We start from the raw sequence: 17,010 nt of genomic DNA, 5'->3' as shown, positions 1-17,010 counted from the left end.
GGTGGCTGGGATGACCGTCGTACTCGCCGATTCCTTCGCCCCGACCGTTCGTCATGACCATGACGGTCGCCAGGACCAGCCCATCATCGATGCCCGCAACATCGAGGTCGCCTTCAAGGTCGAGCACGGTGTTGTCGAAGCGGTCAAGGACATCTCGTTCCAGCTCTATCGCGGCGAGACGATTGCCATCGTCGGCGAATCCGGTTCCGGCAAGTCGGTGACGGCGCGCGCCGTCATGGGGCTGCTGTCGCGGCGGGCCACCGTGTCGCCCCGGTCGAGCATTTGTTATGACGGCCGGAACATCCTGAAATTCCCCGAGAGCGAGCGGCGCAAGCTGCGCGGCAACCGCATCTCGATGATCTTCCAGGAGCCGATGAGCTCGCTCAACCCGATCTACACGGTCGGCAGCCAGATCGTCGAGGCGATCCGGGTGCACCGCAAGGTGAGCCGCCGGCAGGCCTGGGCACGGGCGCTCGAACTGCTGCGGCATGTCCAGATCCCCGAGCCGGAGGCTCGGCTCAAACAGTATCCGCACCAGCTTTCGGGCGGTCAGCGGCAGCGCGTGATGATCGCCATGGCGCTGGCCAACGATCCCGACGTGTTGATCGCCGATGAGCCGACCACCGCGCTTGACGTCACCGTCCAGGCGCAGATCCTGAACCTGATCCGCAATCTGCAGAAAGAGCTGCGGATGGCGGTGATCCTGATCACCCACGATCTCACCGTGGTGCGCAAATTCTCCGACTATGTTTATGTCATGCAGCATGGCGCGATGTGCGAGCACAACGTCACCGAACGGCTGTTTGCGGACCCGCAGCACCCCTACACGCAGCGGCTGCTCGCCTCGGAGCCGCGCGGACGTCCGCAACCGCTTCCTGAGGGCAGCGGCGCCATCCTCGAGGCGAATGACGTGCGCGTCTGCTTCATGCTGCGCCACGGCGGTTTCCTGAAGCCGGACTGGCGCGAGCTGGTCGCCGTCGACGATCTCGGCCTCAGGCTTTGCCGCCACGAGACGCTGGGGCTGGTCGGCGAATCCGGTTCCGGCAAGACCACCTTCGGCCAGGCGCTGCTGAGATTGATCGACGCCAGGCGCGGCGAGATCCGTTTCGACGGCCAACCGATCCAGGGCCTGTCGCGCAGCGAGATGCGGCCGCTGCGCTCGCGCATGCAGATCGTCTTCCAGGATCCGTTCTCCTCGCTCAATCCGCGCATGACGATTGGCCAGATCATCGAGGAAGGGCTCATCGTCAACAGCATCGGCGCGACGCGAGCCGAGCGGGTCGACCGGGTGCGCGAGGCGCTGGTCAGCGCCGGCATGCCGGGCGATATCCTGTCGCGGTTCCCGCACGAATTCTCCGGCGGCCAGCGCCAGCGCGTCGCGATCGCCCGCGCCATCGCGCTTGAGCCCGAATTCATCCTGCTCGACGAGCCGACATCGGCGCTGGACCTCTCCGTCCAGGCGCAGATCATCGACCTCTTGCGCAAGCTGCAGGACGAACGCGGCCTCAGCTACCTCTTCATCTCGCACGATCTCAAGGTGGTGCGCGCGCTGTGCCACCGCGTTATCGTCATGCAGCACGGCAAGATCGTCGAGCAGGGACCTGTCGACGAGGTCCTCACCAATCCCAAGACCGCCTACACCGAACGGCTCGTCCGAGCCGCTTTCGATGTGGCTTGAACATATGCCGGAGGTTAGCATGGCAAGACATCCCAGGATCACTTTCATCGGCGCCGGCTCGACCGTGTTCATGAAGAACATTGTCGGCGACGTGCTGCAGCGGCCAGCCCTCTCGGGCGCGACGATCGCGCTGATGGACATTAATCCGCAGCGGCTGGAAGAGAGCGCCATTGTCGTCAACAAGCTGATCGCGACGCTCGGCGTGAAGGCGAAGGCCGAGACCTATTCCGACCAGCGCAAGGCACTTGCCGGGGCCGATTTCGTCGTCGTCGCCTTCCAGATCGGCGGCTACGAGCCCTGCACGGTCACCGATTTCGAAGTGCCGAAGAAATACGGCCTGCGCCAGACGATCGCCGACACGCTCGGCGTCGGCGGCATCATGCGCGGCCTGAGGACCGTGCCGCATCTATGGAAGATCTGCGAGGACATGCTCGCCGTCTGCCCCGAAGCGATCATGCTGCAATACGTCAACCCGATGGCGATCAACACCTGGGCGATTTCGGAGAAATACCCCACCATCAAGCAGGTCGGGCTCTGCCATTCGGTGCAAGGCACGGCGATGGAACTGGCGCATGATCTCGGCATTCCCTACGAGGACATCCGCTACCGCTCGGCCGGCATCAATCACATGGCCTTCTACCTGAAATTCGAGCACCGCCAGCCCGACGGCTCCTACCGCGACCTCTATCCGGATCTCGTGCGCGCCTATCGCGAAGGCCGCGCGCCCAAACCCGGCTGGAATCCGCGCTGCCCCAACAAGGTCCGCTACGAGATGCTGACCAGGCTCGGCTATTTCGTCACCGAAAGCTCGGAGCATTTCGCCGAATACACGCCCTATTTCATCAAGGAGGGTCGCCCCGATCTGATCGAGAAATACGGCATTCCGCTCGACGAATACCCCAAGCGCTGCATCGAGCAGATCGAGCGCTGGAAAGACCAGGCGCAGGCCTACCGCTCGGCCCAGCGCATCGAGGTCGAGGAGTCCAGGGAGTATGCCTCCTCGATCATGAACTCGGTCTGGACCGGCGAACCGTCGGTGATCTACGGCAATGTCCGCAACAATGGCTGCATCACCTCGCTGCCCCGCGACTGCGCCGCCGAAGTGCCATGCCTGGTCGATGCCTCCGGCATCCAGCCGACCTACATAGGCGACCTGCCGCCGCAATTGACGGCGCTGATCCGCACCAACATCAACGTCCAGGAACTGACGGTGCGGGCGCTGATGAGCGAGAACCGCGAGCACATCTACCATGCGGCGATGATGGATCCGCACACGGCGGCCGAACTCGACCTCGACCAGATCTGGTCACTGGTCGATGATCTCCTGGCTGCTCACGGCGACTGGCTGCCGGCTTGGGCACGCGTCAGCCGCAAGACCGAGGCCGCCTGACGGGCGATCCCGGTCTTACTTGGGCTCGTCGGTGTCGGGTTCTTCCTCGTCGTCGCGGGCCTTGATGACATAGGCGCCCTTCAGCCAGCGATTGAGGTCGATGTCCTTGCAGCGGGCCGAGCAGAACGGAAAGGTGTCGCGCGCCGACGGCTTGCCGCATTCGGGGCAGGGGCGCTTCGGCCGCAGCGGCGTGATTTTGGAGTCGGAATTCATGGCCGTGCGGTCAGCCAGCTCTGATGGATCTTGAAGCCTTCGCCCGATAGCAACGCCACCGTCTCATAGAGCGGCAGGCCAACGATGTTGGTGTAGGAGCCGACCAGCTTGACGACGAACGAGCCGGCGAGACCCTGGACGGCATAGCCGCCGGCCTTGCCGCGCCATTCGCCCGAGGCGACATAGGCTTCGATCTCCTCGCGCGGCAGCCGCTTGAAACGCACCCGCGTCTCGACCAGTCGCTGGCGCAGCTTGCCGCCCGGTGTGATCAGGCAGATGCCGGAATAGACCCGGTGCGAGCGGCCGGACAACAAGCCGAGGCAGTTGGCGGCATCGTCCAGCGTCTCGGCCTTGGGCAGGATGCGCCGCCCGACCGCAACCACGGTGTCGGCGGCCAGCACGAAGCTCGGCGCATGATCCGTCTCGGTGTTCAGCGACGCGAACGCCTTCTCGGCCTTTTCCTTCGACAGCCGCTTGGCCAGCGAGCGCGGATGCTCGGCACGCAGCGGCGTTTCGTCGATATCGGCTGGCAGGATACGGTCCGGCTCGATGCCGGCCTGCTGCAACAGTTCAATGCGGCGCGGCGAACCCGAGGCAAGCACCAGCTTCTGCAAAATGCTCATCGCGTTCCGGCCAAGCCTCGATCTTACTTGAAGCGGTAGGTGATGCGGCCCTTGGTCAGGTCGTATGGCGTCATCTCGACCAGAACCTTGTCGCCGGTCAGCACGCGGATGCGGTTCTTGCGCATGCGGCCGGCCGTATGGGCGATGATCTCGTGTTCGTTTTCGAGCTTCACCCGGAACATCGCGTTGGGCAACAATTCCGTCACGACACCCGGAAACTCGAGGACTTCTTCCTTCGGCATTCGATACCTTTGCTTGGATTGCAGTTCCAGCGCTTAGAGCATGATGCCGAAAAGTGTGAAGCGGTTTTCGGACGACATCATGCTCTACTTCTTGGTTTAGAGTCGGATGATTTCAGGTCGAACAGACCTGAAATCATCCGACTCTAGCCGGAATTTCGGCGGAACCTATATGATAATCGTCCGCTTGTGAACACGCTTAATCTGTCGCGTTTTTTGCCTCTGAAGCCAAGAAACGTCGGCTTATGCGCAACTTTAGCCGCTCGCGCACGTCGCGGTAGGCCGCCAAGATCTGCTCGCGCGTGCCGCCGGCATTGGTCGGGTCCTGTGTCGGCCAGTATTCGACCTCGACGGCGAGCGAGCGGGTGAGCTCCAGCGCGGCATGGTGCGCCTCCGGCGCCAGCGTCACGATCAGGTCGAAATAGTCGTCCTCGAGATCGTCCAGCGTCCTGGGATGACGCTCGCCCAGCGACAGCCCCTCCTCAGCCAGCACCGCATCGACGAACGGGTCGCGCTCGCCGGCGCGTACGCCGGCCGAGGCGACGAAGATGGTGGCGGGCAGCATCCGGCGCGCCAGTTGCTCGGCCATTGGCGAGCGCACGGCATTCATGCCGCACACGAACAGGATCGAGCGGGGCAGGGCGCCGGGTACCAGGGCTAGCCCCGCCAGTGCAGCACGCAGACCAGCGTGAACAGCCGGCGCGCCGTATCGAAGTCGATGTCGATCTTGCCGGACAGCCGGTCCATCAGCGTCTGCGAACCTTCATTGTGCAAGCCGCGCCGGCCCATGTCGATCGCCTCGATATGGCTGGGCGTCGAGGAGCGGATGGCGTCGTAATAGCTTTCGCAGATCATGTAGTAATCCTTGACGATGCGCCTGAGCGGCGTCAGCGACAGGATGTGGGTGACCACAGCGGTACCGTCCTCGCGTGCTACGGCAAAGACCAGGCGCTGCTCGGCCAGCGACAGTTTCAGCCGGTAGGGGCCCGCCCCGCTGTCGTTGACGGGCTGAAAGCTGTTCTCTTCGATCAGGTCGAAGATCGCCACCGCCCGCTCATGCTCGACATCGGGTGTCGAACGGCCGATCGATTCATCGAGTTCGACATCGATCAGTTTTGCGCGGGTTTGATCGGAGCCCGTCATCTCGGCCTACATGTTCAGCCGGATAGCGACGGACCGTCCATGCGCGCCGAGCCCTTCCGCCTTGGCGAGCGCGATCGCCGCTGGCGCGAGCACGCGCAACTGCTCCGGTCCGAGCTTCAGGATCGAAGTCCGCTTGACGAAATCGAGCACGGACAGGCCCGACGAGAAGCGCGCCGAGCGCGCGGTCGGCAGCACGTGGTTGGAGCCGCCGACATAGTCGCCGATGGCTTCCGGCGTGTGGCGCCCGAGAAAGACGGCGCCGGCATTGCGCATCCGCGACAGGAACCCTTCGGCATCGTCAATGGCCAGTTCGACATGTTCGGCGGCGATGCGGTCGACCAGCGGCAGCGCGGCCTCGATGGTCGCGACCTCGATCACCGCGCCAAAATCGCGCCAGCTCGCCGCTGCGGTTTCACCGCGCGGCAGGGTCTGCAACTGGCGTTCGACCGCCTGTTCGACCGCCTTGCCGAGGGCCGGATCGTCGGTGATCAGGATCGATTGCGCCGACACGTCGTGTTCGGCCTGGGCGAGCAGATCGGCGGCGATCCAGTCGGGATTGTTGTTGCCGTCGGCCACCACGAGCACTTCCGACGGACCGGCGATCATGTCGATGCCGACCGTTCCGAACACCTGGCGTTTGGCCGCCGCGACATAGGCATTGCCCGGTCCGACGATCTTGGCGACCGGCCTTATGGTCTCTGTGCCATAGGCAAGGGCGGCGATCGCTTGCGCGCCGCCGACGCGGTAGATTTCGGTCACGCCTGATATGTCGGCCGCCACCAGCACCAGCGGATTGATGATGCCACCAGGAGCCGGCACAGCCATGACGACGCGCTCGACGCCGGCCACGCGGGCCGGCACGGCGTTCATCAGCACCGAGCTTGGATAGCTCGCGGTGCCGCCCGGCACATAGAGCCCGACGGCCTCGATCGCTGTCCAGCGCCAGCCGAGTTCGACGCCGGCGGCATCCGTGTAGCGATCGTCTTTCGGCCGCTGCCGTTCGTGGTGGGAGCGAATGCGATCGCGCGCGAATTCGAGCGCTTCGATCGCCTTTGGATCAGCCATCTCGTAAGCGGCTGCAATGTCTTGCTTCGACACGGCAATGCCGAGGCTCGTCAAATCGGCCCGATCGAACCGTTGGGTGTAGTCGATCAGTGCCGCGTCACCCTCGGCGCGCACGCGCGCGATGATGTGGCGAACCGCTGCGTCGACATCCTCGGACGCTTCCCGCTTGGTCGTCAGGAAAGCGGCGAAGCGCTGCTCGAAATCGGCGTCGGACTGGCGAAGCGTGATGGCCATGGCGCGCTCAAGCCTTGTGAATGGGGCGCGACGTGGCTTCCCACGCGCCGCCTATATCGGCAAGGCGGGCCTCGATGCATTCGACATCGAGCATGATGGTGCCGCCGCCCGAAAAGATGATTTCGACGATGCCGGCCGGCTTGCTGATCTCGATGAAGCTGATCGCCAGCAGGGACAGCACCTCCGCCGGCTTGTCGCGGGCAATGCCGTTGGTCTTGGCGCCCAGCACCCGGTCGAAATGCAGCACTGCCTGCCGCCGCTCATTGTGTTGGCGGAACAGGCCCGACTTCGCCTCCCAGACGAAACGGTTCATGGTCAGCACGAAACGCTTGGCCGCAGGCAGGAATTCGAGGTCCGACACCTTCATCACGGCGTCCTGGACATGGGCCGAGACGATGCTCAGATCCTGGTCGTCGAGCGCGATAAGCTTGAGGGCCATGCGGAATTTGCACCTAAGGTTGGTTTCAGCCTTCTGTTAGGCGGTCTTTCCGGCCGGTGCAACCGCGACGCGACTTCCACCCGAGGCTATTGCCTCGGGTTTGCGGTGCCGGCAGGGGATGAAGGCCTATGGGGCTGTCTCTATGCGAAAGCTGGCGGCTTTCAATCGTCAGGCGGAAATGCGCTCGATCACCGCGCCGCAGTTGGACAGTTTTTCCTCCAGCCGCTCGAAGCCGCGGTCGAGATGGTAGACGCGGTTGACCGTGGTCTCGCCTTCGGCGGCGAGGCCGGCGATGACCAGAGAGACGGACGCGCGAAGGTCGGTGGCCATGACCGGCGCGCCTTTCAGCTTCGCCACGCCGTCGACGATCGCCGTCTGGCCAGAAAGCGTGATGTGGGCGCCGAGTCGGGCCAGTTCCTGGACGTGCATGAAGCGATTCTCGAAGATCGTCTCGGTGATACGCGACTTGCCCTTGGCCATCGTCATCAGGCCCATGAACTGCGCCTGCAGATCGGTCGGGAAGGCCGGGAAGGGCGCGGTCGTCACGTCGACCGGCGAAATGCCGGCGCCGTTGCGCTTCACGCGGATGCCGGAATTGGTCTGGGTGATCTCGGCGCCCGTCTGCGAAATCACGTCCAGCGCGGTCTGCAGCAGCTCCGGCCGCGCGCCTTCGAGCACGACGTCGCCGCCTGTCATGGCGACGGCCATGGCATAGGTGCCGGTCTCGATGCGGTCGGGAATGACGCGCACGCGCGCGCCCGACAGCGATTCGACACCGTCAATGGTGATGGTCGGCGTGCCGGCGCCGGAAATCCTGGCGCCCATGGCGTTGAGGCATTCGGCGAGGTTGACGATTTCAGGCTCGCAGGCGGCGTTTTCCAGCACTGTCTCGCCCTTGGCCAGCGAAGCCGCCATCATCAGCACATGGGTGGCGCCGACCGAGACCTTGGGGAAGACGTAGCGATTGCCGACCAGGCGGCCATTCTTGGTCTTGGCGATGACATAGCCGGTGTCGACGTCGAGATCGGCGCCAAGCGCCTGCAGGCCTTCGAGGAACAGGTCGACCGGGCGCGTGCCGATGGCGCAGCCTCCGGGCAGCGACACCTTGGCCTCGCCCATGCGGGCCAGCAGCGGCCCGATCACCCAGAATGACGCCCGCATCTTCGACACCAGTTCGTAGGGCGCCGTCGTGTCGACGATGTTGCGGGCGGAGAAGTTGATGGTGCGCGAATAGCCCTCATTCTGCTTCTCGCGGCGGCCATTGACCGAGTAATCGACGCCGTGATTGCCGAGGATCCGGATCAACTGCTCGACATCGGCCAGATGCGGCACGTTTTCCAGCGTCAGCGTGTCGTCGGTCAAAAGCGAGGCGATCATCAGCGGCAAGGCGGCGTTTTTCGCGCCCGAGATCGGAATGCTTCCGGCAAGCTTGTTGCCGCCGACAATTCTGATGCGATCCATTGGAGAATGTCCCTCTCGGCCAAAAAGGCCGGTTCAATCGTTTGAGTATCGGCCCGTCTAGACCATTGGCCGGTATGGTTCAAGAAATAGGATTTCCACGCATCCGGGCCAAGAGTGGCCGATTTGAGTTAATCTTTCCGTATTTCCTTGGCCGCACCGAGCCCGTCCGGCCTCTGGTCGGCTTCACCCGTGCGGCGCGAGCGCGATTGCGCCTTGCGCTTCTGCAGATTGGCGCGCAACTGCTCGGCGAGCCGGTCCTTGCGGTTCGTGCCGCCCTTTTTCGGTGATATCGTCTTGTCGCTCATCGTCCCGTCCCGGCCGGCGACCCGGCCAAACCTGCCGTTCAGGGATAGCCAACATTGTGGCGCCGCCATGTCATTGAAAGCTATCCGGCAAAGGCTTTCACAGAAGCGTTGTTCTTGGCCTTGCGCTCGCCGGTTCGATATGGCAGAAGCCCCGCCATCAGCGGCTGCGGTAGCTCAGTGGTAGAGCACTCCCTTGGTAAGGGAGAGGTCGAGAGTTCAATCCTCTCTCGCAGCACCAGTCTATCCCCTTGAATTGCTCAAGACCTTGGCGGACGACCTGAGGTCCAACTCCTAGGCTGTGCGAAATGGCGTTGGCACGCAATGGTGTCTATTCGCGCATGATGCGATAGACGGTTGCATCACCCTCCACACCTCGAAGAGGGGCGTCAAAAGCCACGACACGATGGCCGGCAAGCATTTCGCGAACCCCGGGCGCGCAATAGAGCGCCTCGGAAATGCAGATCTGTCCGGCTTCCGCCAAGGACTGCACGCGCGCGGCGACATTCACGGTCTGGCCGAAATAGTCGAGGTTGTCGTTGAGCGTCACGGCGATCGACGGTCCACAGTGGGCCCCGATCTTGAGGATGATCCCCGGCCCGTCATGGTCGCCGTTGAAGCGATCGATTTCTTCAAAGATGTGGAGTGCAGCCGAAATCGCATCCGAAGGCTGCGAGAATACAGCCATCACCGCATCCCCAATCGTCTTGACCACCGCTCCGGAGTGTTGCTGAACCGCCGCGTTGACCAGAGCAAAATGCTCGCGGACCAAGGCATAGGCGTTGAGGTCACCCAGGCGCTCATACATGGCGGTCGAACCCTTGAGGTCCGTGAACAGGAAGGTGATCTGCCGGATGCCGAGCCCCTCCTTCTCGTCGACACGTTCGGACCGGAAGAGCTGGCGGAAGGTTTGCCGCGCAAGCAGCGCTCCACCGGAAACATAAGGGTCGAAATCGAGCGCCGGCTTGGTGGTCAGCGCGACAAGCTCGGGCGGCCAGTTGATGACAAGCAACGAACCTCGCACTGTCCCCGTATTCGCTACCTCGATGACAATCGGACCAGGTGGCACAGCGGGCAACGCCGGCAAGAAGCGTTTGCCGTCATAATCGATCTTCAGAAGTGTCGGCGCCAACACCGGATCGCCTGATATTGGCACAGCGAATGCGGCCTGCGTCTGCACGTTGACGCCCGAAAGGCCGCCCGGTCCCAGGTCGGCGCGGAGAACTGTGGTGGTGCCGGGCGGCAGAAACGTCATGCCCCGAACGAAGCCGCGCAGAACGTCAAGAAAGCGAACGTCTTGCCCCGGTAGCCGCCCGTCATGTCCGAAGTGGAGCTTCCAGTGAAAATCCTCGACAGGGAGTGTCTCGGGATCGTGGTAAGGCAGGCGCCGCAACTTCGGCGATACCGAGAAGGTGACCTCGATGAAGTCGTCGAGGTTGGTGTCGCCCGATACGTCGCACAGGCCACAGACGTAGTGGGTCTTCAGCGTGCGCAGGGCGCCGAAACTGTCGAGCACCATCCCGGACTGGGGACACAGCACATCCCAGCTCATGTCGAACAAGCCACAACGGGCGGCATGCAGGAAGAGGTCGATTGCTTCAGGCTCGGCGATCGCGCGGTCGCGAGCAAAGGTCAGCGGATTAACGCGATAGAGTGAGTGGTCGTCGGCGCTCTTGATCAGCGTCTCGAATTTCGAGATGACGCGTGGGCTCCAGGCTCGCGCCTGCTCCACCTTGGTCATCTTGCTTTCAAGAAGACGATCGTCGACTATCGTCACGCCGGATCCTCAACCTTGCCTCACGACAGCCTATACGTCGAAGGCTCAGCGCACTCCAGTAATTCGTGCGTCGCTCACTGATTTTGATGGACCGGCCCCCACATAAGCGGTCGAGGGGGGTGCACACCAAGCCCGCAGCCAGGCCCCTTCAGGCCCTGATATCGGCGACGACCGTTCCGGAGACAGGATCGGTCATGCCAAGGTCGCCGCCGAGATCCTCCAGCATGTCTCGCATGGTGTCCAAAAGGCCGATCATCTGGGGCCGTGCCGCCGCGAGGCTGTCCAAGTCGTTCCATTCACCGACGACGCAGAAGGTCCGGTCGCCGGTCTTGATCAGAGCGGCCTTTCGGAAGCCCGTGGCGTCGAGGCTCGCTTTCTTGTGTGCATCGATGAATGCCTGTTCCTTGCCCGGCTTGGTGCGGAACCGAACGACGTTGTAAGCAGTCATGCCTTCCTCCAATCGACTGCGAAGACTCTCTTGCTTGGCCAGCCTTATGGGCGTGCCTCGAGAACCATGTTGAACGGGGTTTCGGTGGCGCGGCGGAACCGCTTGAACCCGCCGCCCGACACCACCTTGCGCAGCTTGGCCTCGCCCGCCTGGGCGCCGAGGCCGAGACCAACCTCCTGCGAAAGCGAGGCAGGCGTGCAGATGAAGGTCGAGGCGGCGTAATAGATGCGGCCGACCGGGTTGAGGTTCGCCGAGAGCTGGTCGTGGGCGAAGGGCTCGACGATCATCCAGGTGCCATCCGCTTTGAGCGCGTTGTGCACATGCTTGGCAGCACCCTCCGGATCGCCCATGTCGTGCAGGCAGTCGAAGAATGCGACGAGATCGTAGGTGCCTGGGAAATCCTTGGCTGCCGCAACTTCGAAGTGGGTGTTGCCGGCGACGCCCGCCTCTTTCGCGGCGGCGCGGGCGCGCTCGATCGACGGGGTGTGATAGTCGAAGCCGGTAAAGCGCGAATTCGGGAAGGCCTTGGCCATCAGCACGGTAGAGGCGCCATGGCCGCAGCCGACATCGGCGACGTCTATGCCTCGCTCCAGCTTCTCGACCACCCCATCGAGCGCTGGCAACCAGGAGCCGATCAGATTGGCGTTGTAGCCGGGCCGGAAGAACCGTTCCGTGCCGCGAAACAGGCAGGCGCTGTGATCGTGCCAGCCGAGGCCGTTGCCGGAGCGAAACGCCTGTCTGACCTTCTCCTCGTCGAGCCACAGCGCCGAGACGACCTCGAAGGCGCCGGCCATGAAGGCGGTGCTGTCCTCGTTGACGAAGACCTGCTCCTGCTCGGGGCTGAGGTAGAAGCTGTCGCCCACCTCGTCATATTCGACATAGCCTGCCGCCGCCTGCGCCGAGAGCCATTCGCGGACCAGCCGCTCCTGCGTGTCGGTCCTTTTGGCGAGCTGTGCGGCGGTCATCTTGCCGCCCGCGCTCATTGCCGCGAAAAGGCCGAGCCTGTCTCCCAGCAGGACCGCCGCCCCGGTGGTAATGGCACCGAGATCGCCGACCATCCTTCCTAGCAGGGCCTCCAGCTTTTCCTGGTCGGGCAGTTTTTCCTGATTGCGCTTTAGCATCGGGTTTCTCCTCCGGCTCGATCCCAAACACTTGCCATGGGCGACAAGCCATATCCCGTCGCCGGGGAAGGCCTCGCCATAACAGTCCACTATTCGCCCCGTAGCGATTGACCGTTACAGCTTCACAGGAACGTGACCGATGCCTTGGAATTCTCAGCGAGAGCGGGCCTATACGTCGGCAGAGCATCGGAGCGAATGTGCTAGCTCAGGGGCGCCTGGCTCATCGCGTCAAAGGGATGTGAATCCTCATGCTAAGGCGCTCAAGTTTCAGAAAGAACAAGGCGCATGGCGCAACGTTGGCTTGCCGGCATTCCATGTTCGACCTCTCGGCGCAGCACCTGGCGAAGCCGCTCTCCGGCCTGCGCATCATCCATCACCCGAAAACCCAGCTTCTGGTAGAATGGCGCGTTCCAGATCACGTCTCGGAAGGTCGTCAGAGTAAGAGCGACAAGGCGGCGACGCCTCGCATCCGCAATGGCCTTTTCTAGCAAGGCGCGTCCGATACCCAAGCGTTGTCGATCAAGGCGCACGGCAAGTTCCCAGATGTGCAGCGTGTCATCCTGGATCTCCGCGCTCAGGAATGCGACCGGCGGGTCGTCGAGCTCCGCCGCGACCCAGCACGTGCCCTTGGCGATGAGTTCACGGTGGCGCTCGACTGTCTGGTTATCGCCATCGGCAATCCAGGCAAGCTCCTCGATCCCACGGTAAGCTTCACCCGCCGACTGTTCGATATCGGGTAGTGCTTCCGCGTCAGGGTCTTGCGCAATTCGGATGGGGGTCATTGGGTTGCAGTCGGCTCTTCAAGTATTTTGCAGAGAATGACGTTTGAGTGTCCCTCGGGCCAATCCGCAAATTCAGCTACGCGCACGAAGCCGGATTTTTCATACACTCCTGGCTTGGAAATCATGGCTCTGCACCCAAATCCGCCGAACGCCTCGAGCTTCGGCCTCGGCCGCGAAGGCGTTCAACAACGCTCGCGCATAGCCACGTCCCCTATGCGCCTCGTCGATCCACATCTGTTTGAGTTCGGAAGTGTCTGCCCAGGAAAATCCCGTTGCAACGCCGACGATACGTCCAACCGCGTCGCGGATCACAAAACCAGGGCCCTGAAGCGTCATCACGCCCGACAGCTACCCGGTTGTAGGCGTAGATCTGTCTTCGAAGGCGTCGATCTCAATTGCAGAAAGATCGTGCTCGGGTTGGGCAAGGGTGGTCATTTCGAGCGCTCATTTCCCTTGGTTCGAGACAAGACCGTCTCAAGCGACAAAGGGCCAGGACCGCCTACTGCAAGCGTTGCAAGGCCGGCTAGGTAAAGCAGGACGATTTCGTAGCCGACAGGCCCAAACCGGATCCCCTCGGCCGTCACCTCAGCAAATTTCACCGAGAAGAATCCATACTGGGAATGGACCGTGAACAATGCAGTCAAAAGCACAATAGCCATCGGCACGCTAACGAGCGGAATGAATGCGCCCGCTAGGACAGCACCGCCGCCGACAAGTTCAACCAGCGTTGTCAACCATGCTAGCGCTTGAGGCTCTGGGACACCGAGTGTTTGAAGTACGACGCCAAAGCTTCCCGGCCCTCTGCTGAGTTTGGCATAGCCATGGGCAAGGAAGCCAAAGCCCACGATCAACCTTATCGGCAACGGCGCCCATCCGGCTGCCGCGGTGGACGAGGAGAGTTTAGTTCTCGTGATAATTCCACGGAGATGCATTACCGGTATACCTTTCTGTGGGCGGCGTGCCTGAGTTCGGCGCTATCCGAAAAAAGCCCGCCATGGCGGGCTAGGGAGACGACCTCTTATTCGCCCAATGGGACCGACCGTTACAGCCTCACGGCATCGTTACCGCCGCTGCGGGAGCCTCGACGAGACCACCGAAATCGCCCTGCCCACCTTAGCCGGCGGACCGGGCGTAATGTGGGAGCGGGGTCGGTCAGGCGGCTTCGGCGGCGAGAACGACGGGAAAGTCGATATCGGTCTCGGCGACATTGTTGATGAGATTGGTCAGGAAGTTCTCGGCTACGATGACGACGATCTCGATGACTTGAGCCTCGGTAAAACCTGCCGATTTCACGGCCGCAATGTCGGCGTCCGTTACCTTGCCGCGGGTCTCCGCCACCCTGGCAGCGAAACGCACCGCCGCGTCAGCCGTCGAATCGCTCGATTTGCCCTTGCGGTTAAGCGCGATCTCCTCGGGGCTGATCCTTGCCAGGTTAAGGCCGAGATAGGTATGAGCGGACAGGCAGTAGTCGCAGCCGTTCACCTGGGCAACGGCCAATGCAATGCGCTCGCGGGTTTTCACGTCCAGTGCTCTGGTGAGCGCGCCGGACAGGCTGGTCATGCCCGCCAGAGCGACAGGGCTTATGGATACGAGGCGGAAAAGGCCGGGAACGACGCCAAGCTGCTTGTTCACGGCGTCTAGAATGGGTTGCGAGGCGGTCGGGGCTGCTTCACGGGTCGGGATGGCAATGCGCGACATTTTATAGCTCTCCTGTTCGATGATGGCGGTGCGACAGGTGCTACCTATTATCTTCCAGAAGACGAGAGTATTGGATAACTTGGAGATATGGCCTCTCAATATGTGGAAGGGCTTGCGCATGGACCGCCTCGAAGCCATGTCAATTCTGATCGCCGCGGCCGAAACCGGCAGTCTCTCCGCTGCAGGGCGCAAACTTGGAACACCCCTTCCAACGATCAGTCGCAAAGTTGCGGAGTTGGAGGCCTATTTGCACACCCGATTGCTCGTCCGATCGACACGCCGGCTCATCTTGACCGACAGCGGAGCCGCCTATGTCGCCGCCTGCAAGAGAATTCTGGAGCAGGTGGGCGAGGCGGAGAGAACCGCATCTGGTGAATACAACGCGCCAAAGGGCGATCTGATCATTACGGCTCCGGTCGTATTCGGACGACTGCATGTGCTGCCGGCGATAAATGATTTCTTGTCGCACTTTCCGGACATCAATGTCCGGTTGTTGTTGTCAGACCGCAATGTGAATCTCGTCGACGATCATGTCGACATGGCTGTGCGGATTGGCCCTTTGCCAGACAGCAGCATGGTGGCTACGCGGGTAGGATCCGTGCGTCGCGTTGTCTGCGGCAGTCCGGCCTATTTGGGTGACCATGGCGTGCCAAAGGCGCCGGCCGATCTTGCTGGAGTTTCTTGCGTCACCTTCGATGTTCTGGCGTCCGCCACATCCTGGAGTTTTGCCACGCCAGGCTCGAATGTCGAGCAGACCGTAGCTATTCGCTCACGCCTTTCAGTGAATACGGCTGAAGCCGCAGTCGACGCGGCCGTGGCAGGTGTAGGCGTCACCAGGGTGCTCTCCTATCAGGCGGCAAAGGCGATTGCGCAAGGAAAGTTGGTGGCCGTTCTTGAACAGTTCGAACCGGAACCCATGGCGGTCAGCCTCGTCCATGCAGGCCAGGGGCTTTTGCCACTCAAGATGCGATTCTTTCTTGATTTCGTAGCCCCGCGTTTGCGAAAAGCCCTCGCGCCGCCAAAGCATGAGTGATGGCCACCCGCCATTGATGGTCGAGGTTGTCTTCTGCACGAGCCCTAATTCACACGGATTTCAGGACATAGGTGTCTGGAAGTCGGCGAGCCTCGGATGCGCACCGTGCTTCCTCAGTCATTTTCTAGACGCTGAAAAGGTCCGCTCTGCGACGTAGTCGAGCGAAAGGACGCCGGCGCCCCGTGTTAGAACGAGCAGCAACAGCGAGGCCCACAGCAGATGCTCGGCCCAGTTCTCCGGGAACACGAAGATCTCGATCACTGAAACAACGCCGAGCAGCATCAGCGCGCCGAGACGCGAGAACAGCCCCAGGAAAAGCAGCACCGCCCCGGTGATCTCTGCCGTTGTCGCCAGCGGCGCCGCGATCGACGGATCGATGAGGGGTAGATTGTATTCGCTGGCGAACAGCTGCAGCGTCACCGGCCAGGACGCCAGCTTCGATTGTGCAGACTGCCAGAAGACATGCGCAATCGCGACTCGAGCTGCGAGCTGGACCAGTGAAAATGGGACATACTCCGGCAACTTGATCACTCGTCGGTAAAGACCAACAAGGCCGGCAGGGCGAGGGGTGGAATATTCCTGTATCGCAGTCATGATCGTGTCCTTCAGTTTGAGAGGGGGAGCACCGGGACGCGCACGTCGGTGACGAGCCTGTCGCGGAAAAGACGCACAAGCGCTGAAACCAGGTCGAAGGCCGGGTCGAGCGCCAAGGCGCAACCAGCGGCATGCTCAAGGCCGAAGCCGTGCTTCAGCGAATGCCAGAAGGCGAAGCTCGCGCGGTCGAGCAGAAAAAGCCGCACGTAGTTCCCCGACCGCCACAGCGCCACGCGTTCGGGGCGCCTTGTCCAGGTGATTTTTTCATCGGCCGCCGTCTCCTTTTGATGCTCCATCCATACCGATAGGATCGACCAGTGCGAGACGATCAGTCGCAGTGAGGGCTGGAGCAGGATATCCGGCGACAGGCCAAGGTCGGTGCTGTCGTATTCTGAGAGACTGCGGGCCGACAGCGAAGCTGTATCGAGCGCTTCGGCAATGGCCCATTCGAGCCGCGCCGTTTCGGCGACGATCGGCATGTCGGACAGGGTGTCGATGGTCTTCAGGAAGCGAGGGAAGCCCGCGCCATATCGCGCCAGGCGTGACTCCACCGGCGGATGCCGTCGAATGAACTCGCTCGCCATGAAGCGGAAGAAACGTTCGTCGACGAGGCGGGCCGTAACGGGGAACACCGCCATCAGCACGGCAGTCAAAGAACTGCGTGTGTTGTTCTGGTAGATGCGCAGGCGAGCCATTGGGTCGGCCTTGCCGGCGGTGAGCATTTTTGCGTCGATCAGAGGCTCCATGGCCAGCACCGAGCGCGCCACGAT

21 protein-coding genes and 1 tRNA gene are annotated in these 17,010 nt (G+C 62.4%); 4 read left to right on the top strand and 18 right to left on the bottom strand.

The genetic code is table 11. The annotated features are described in order from the left end of the window. Positions 1-10 precede the first annotated feature (10 nt). Both CK228_RS26930 and CK228_RS26925 read left to right on the top strand, forming a co-directional pair. The gene (locus tag CK228_RS26930) at positions 11-1,678 is read left to right on the top strand and encodes an ABC transporter ATP-binding protein (protein WP_095789767.1); all 1,668 of its coding nucleotides are present in this window, start codon (positions 11-13) and stop codon (positions 1,676-1,678) included. A 19-nt stretch (positions 1,679-1,697) separates the two neighbouring features. Beyond that, a complete protein-coding gene (locus tag CK228_RS26925; protein WP_095789766.1) occupies positions 1,698-3,068 on the top strand; it encodes an alpha-glucosidase/alpha-galactosidase in 1,371 nt (456 codons plus the stop codon). Between the two features lie 15 nt (positions 3,069-3,083). Here CK228_RS26925 and yacG read toward each other — a convergent pair whose 3' ends face one another. From yacG to CK228_RS26880, 9 genes are all read right to left on the bottom strand, one after another. Then, positions 3,084-3,281 (bottom strand): DNA gyrase inhibitor YacG, encoded by a 198-nt coding sequence (yacG, locus tag CK228_RS26920; protein ID WP_095775280.1) that lies wholly within the window; start codon positions 3,279-3,281, stop codon positions 3,084-3,086. Beyond that, entirely contained in the window at positions 3,278-3,904 is a 627-nt protein-coding gene (locus CK228_RS26915; RefSeq protein WP_095775281.1) for a Maf-like protein, read from the bottom strand. The genes yacG and CK228_RS26915 overlap by 4 nt, the downstream gene beginning before the upstream one ends. Before the next feature lie 23 nt (positions 3,905-3,927). Next, positions 3,928-4,146, bottom strand: coding sequence for a translation initiation factor IF-1 (gene infA / locus CK228_RS26910; RefSeq protein ID WP_006200926.1), 219 nt, complete (start codon positions 4,144-4,146; stop codon positions 3,928-3,930). Positions 4,147-4,342: 196 nt separating this feature from the next. Then, positions 4,343-4,813, bottom strand: a complete 471-nt coding sequence (locus CK228_RS26905) for a low molecular weight phosphatase family protein (RefSeq protein ID WP_095789765.1) — start codon at positions 4,811-4,813, stop codon at positions 4,343-4,345. Next, positions 4,801-5,286: a UPF0262 family protein gene (locus tag CK228_RS26900; RefSeq protein WP_023776484.1), complete on the bottom strand. Its 486-nt coding sequence runs from the start codon at positions 5,284-5,286 to the stop codon at positions 4,801-4,803. The genes CK228_RS26905 and CK228_RS26900 overlap by 13 nt, the downstream gene beginning before the upstream one ends. 6 nt (positions 5,287-5,292) lie before the next feature. Next, positions 5,293-6,585, bottom strand: a complete 1,293-nt coding sequence (hisD, locus tag CK228_RS26895) for a histidinol dehydrogenase (RefSeq protein ID WP_095789764.1) — start codon at positions 6,583-6,585, stop codon at positions 5,293-5,295. Between the two features lie 7 nt (positions 6,586-6,592). Continuing rightward, entirely contained in the window at positions 6,593-7,024 is a 432-nt protein-coding gene (locus tag CK228_RS26890; RefSeq protein WP_095789763.1) for a DUF2948 family protein, read from the bottom strand. A gap of 168 nt (positions 7,025-7,192) precedes the next feature. Next, positions 7,193-8,485, bottom strand: coding sequence for a UDP-N-acetylglucosamine 1-carboxyvinyltransferase (gene murA, locus CK228_RS26885; protein WP_010914066.1), 1,293 nt, complete (start codon positions 8,483-8,485; stop codon positions 7,193-7,195). A 128-nt stretch (positions 8,486-8,613) separates the two neighbouring features. Beyond that, the gene (locus CK228_RS26880) at positions 8,614-8,790 is read right to left on the bottom strand and encodes a hypothetical protein (RefSeq protein WP_095789762.1); all 177 of its coding nucleotides are present in this window, start codon (positions 8,788-8,790) and stop codon (positions 8,614-8,616) included. Positions 8,791-8,953: 163 nt separating this feature from the next. On the opposite strand from CK228_RS26880, the gene CK228_RS26875 reads away from it, so the two are divergent. Then, positions 8,954-9,028, top strand: a tRNA-Thr gene (locus tag CK228_RS26875). A 90-nt stretch (positions 9,029-9,118) separates the two neighbouring features. On the opposite strand, the gene CK228_RS26870 is transcribed toward CK228_RS26875, so the two are convergent. The 7 genes from CK228_RS26870 to CK228_RS26840 all read right to left on the bottom strand — a co-directional run bounded on the left by CK228_RS26870 (position 9,119) and on the right by CK228_RS26840 (position 14,613). Continuing rightward, on the bottom strand, positions 9,119-10,564 hold the full coding sequence (locus CK228_RS26870) for an adenylate/guanylate cyclase domain-containing protein (RefSeq protein WP_095775286.1): 1,446 nt from the start codon (positions 10,562-10,564) through the stop codon (positions 9,119-9,121). 148 nt (positions 10,565-10,712) lie between these two features. After that, entirely contained in the window at positions 10,713-11,012 is a 300-nt protein-coding gene (locus CK228_RS26865) for an antibiotic biosynthesis monooxygenase (protein WP_095775287.1), read from the bottom strand. Between the two features lie 44 nt (positions 11,013-11,056). Further along, positions 11,057-12,133 (bottom strand): class I SAM-dependent methyltransferase, encoded by a 1,077-nt coding sequence (locus tag CK228_RS26860; protein WP_095789761.1) that lies wholly within the window; start codon positions 12,131-12,133, stop codon positions 11,057-11,059. Positions 12,134-12,393: 260 nt separating this feature from the next. Further along, entirely contained in the window at positions 12,394-12,915 is a 522-nt protein-coding gene (locus tag CK228_RS26855) for a GNAT family N-acetyltransferase (RefSeq protein ID WP_095789760.1), read from the bottom strand. Positions 12,916-13,014: 99 nt separating this feature from the next. Further along, complete coding sequence (locus tag CK228_RS26850) at positions 13,015-13,251, bottom strand: GNAT family N-acetyltransferase (RefSeq protein WP_245318306.1); 237 nt, start codon at positions 13,249-13,251, stop codon at positions 13,015-13,017. Between the two features lie 95 nt (positions 13,252-13,346). Then, positions 13,347-13,778, bottom strand: coding sequence for a DoxX family protein (locus CK228_RS26845; RefSeq protein WP_245438121.1), 432 nt, complete (start codon positions 13,776-13,778; stop codon positions 13,347-13,349). Between the two features lie 289 nt (positions 13,779-14,067). Beyond that, on the bottom strand, positions 14,068-14,613 hold the full coding sequence (locus CK228_RS26840) for a carboxymuconolactone decarboxylase family protein (RefSeq protein WP_095789758.1): 546 nt from the start codon (positions 14,611-14,613) through the stop codon (positions 14,068-14,070). Positions 14,614-14,731: 118 nt separating this feature from the next. On the opposite strand from CK228_RS26840, the gene CK228_RS26835 reads away from it, so the two are divergent. Then, positions 14,732-15,646: a LysR family transcriptional regulator gene (locus tag CK228_RS26835; RefSeq protein ID WP_095775324.1), complete on the top strand. Its 915-nt coding sequence runs from the start codon at positions 14,732-14,734 to the stop codon at positions 15,644-15,646. Positions 15,647-15,763: 117 nt separating this feature from the next. On the opposite strand, the gene CK228_RS26830 is transcribed toward CK228_RS26835, so the two are convergent. Then, complete coding sequence (locus CK228_RS26830; protein ID WP_095789757.1) at positions 15,764-16,240, bottom strand: DoxX family protein; 477 nt, start codon at positions 16,238-16,240, stop codon at positions 15,764-15,766. Between the two features lie 11 nt (positions 16,241-16,251). Then, the gene (locus CK228_RS26825) at positions 16,252-17,007 is read right to left on the bottom strand and encodes a DNA-binding domain-containing protein (protein ID WP_245438120.1); all 756 of its coding nucleotides are present in this window, start codon (positions 17,005-17,007) and stop codon (positions 16,252-16,254) included. Positions 17,008-17,010: the final 3 nt, after the last annotated feature.

It is taken from the genome of Mesorhizobium sp. WSM4312, assembly GCF_002294875.1.
GTDB lineage: Bacteria > Pseudomonadota > Alphaproteobacteria > Rhizobiales > Rhizobiaceae > Mesorhizobium.
This window is presented reverse-complemented; position numbering and strand designations above follow the sequence as displayed.

Excerpts from the sequence above, each read along its gene's own strand:
- infA (WP_006200926.1), bottom strand. The coding sequence starts at position 4,146 with ATGCCGAAGGAAGAAGTCCTCGAGTTTCCGGGTGTCGTGACGGAATTG.
- CK228_RS26830 (WP_095789757.1), bottom strand. The coding sequence starts at position 16,240 with ATGACTGCGATACAGGAATATTCCACCCCTCGCCCTGCCGGCCTTGTT.
- CK228_RS26880 (WP_095789762.1), bottom strand. The coding sequence starts at position 8,790 with ATGAGCGACAAGACGATATCACCGAAAAAGGGCGGCACGAACCGCAAG.
- CK228_RS26865 (WP_095775287.1), bottom strand. The coding sequence starts at position 11,012 with ATGACTGCTTACAACGTCGTTCGGTTCCGCACCAAGCCGGGCAAGGAA.
- CK228_RS26850 (WP_245318306.1), bottom strand. The coding sequence starts at position 13,251 with ATGACGCTTCAGGGCCCTGGTTTTGTGATCCGCGACGCGGTTGGACGT.
- yacG (WP_095775280.1), bottom strand. The coding sequence starts at position 3,281 with ATGAATTCCGACTCCAAAATCACGCCGCTGCGGCCGAAGCGCCCCTGC.
- CK228_RS26900 (WP_023776484.1), bottom strand. The coding sequence starts at position 5,286 with ATGACGGGCTCCGATCAAACCCGCGCAAAACTGATCGATGTCGAACTC.
- CK228_RS26930 (WP_095789767.1), top strand. The coding sequence starts at position 11 with ATGACCGTCGTACTCGCCGATTCCTTCGCCCCGACCGTTCGTCATGAC.
- CK228_RS26860 (WP_095789761.1), bottom strand. The coding sequence starts at position 12,133 with ATGCTAAAGCGCAATCAGGAAAAACTGCCCGACCAGGAAAAGCTGGAG.
- CK228_RS26890 (WP_095789763.1), bottom strand. The coding sequence starts at position 7,024 with ATGGCCCTCAAGCTTATCGCGCTCGACGACCAGGATCTGAGCATCGTC.
- hisD (WP_095789764.1), bottom strand. The coding sequence starts at position 6,585 with ATGGCCATCACGCTTCGCCAGTCCGACGCCGATTTCGAGCAGCGCTTC.
- CK228_RS26925 (WP_095789766.1), top strand. The coding sequence starts at position 1,698 with ATGGCAAGACATCCCAGGATCACTTTCATCGGCGCCGGCTCGACCGTG.
- CK228_RS26835 (WP_095775324.1), top strand. The coding sequence starts at position 14,732 with ATGGACCGCCTCGAAGCCATGTCAATTCTGATCGCCGCGGCCGAAACC.
- CK228_RS26855 (WP_095789760.1), bottom strand. The coding sequence starts at position 12,915 with ATGACCCCCATCCGAATTGCGCAAGACCCTGACGCGGAAGCACTACCC.
- CK228_RS26915 (WP_095775281.1), bottom strand. The coding sequence starts at position 3,904 with ATGAGCATTTTGCAGAAGCTGGTGCTTGCCTCGGGTTCGCCGCGCCGC.
- murA (WP_010914066.1), bottom strand. The coding sequence starts at position 8,485 with ATGGATCGCATCAGAATTGTCGGCGGCAACAAGCTTGCCGGAAGCATT.
- CK228_RS26840 (WP_095789758.1), bottom strand. The coding sequence starts at position 14,613 with ATGTCGCGCATTGCCATCCCGACCCGTGAAGCAGCCCCGACCGCCTCG.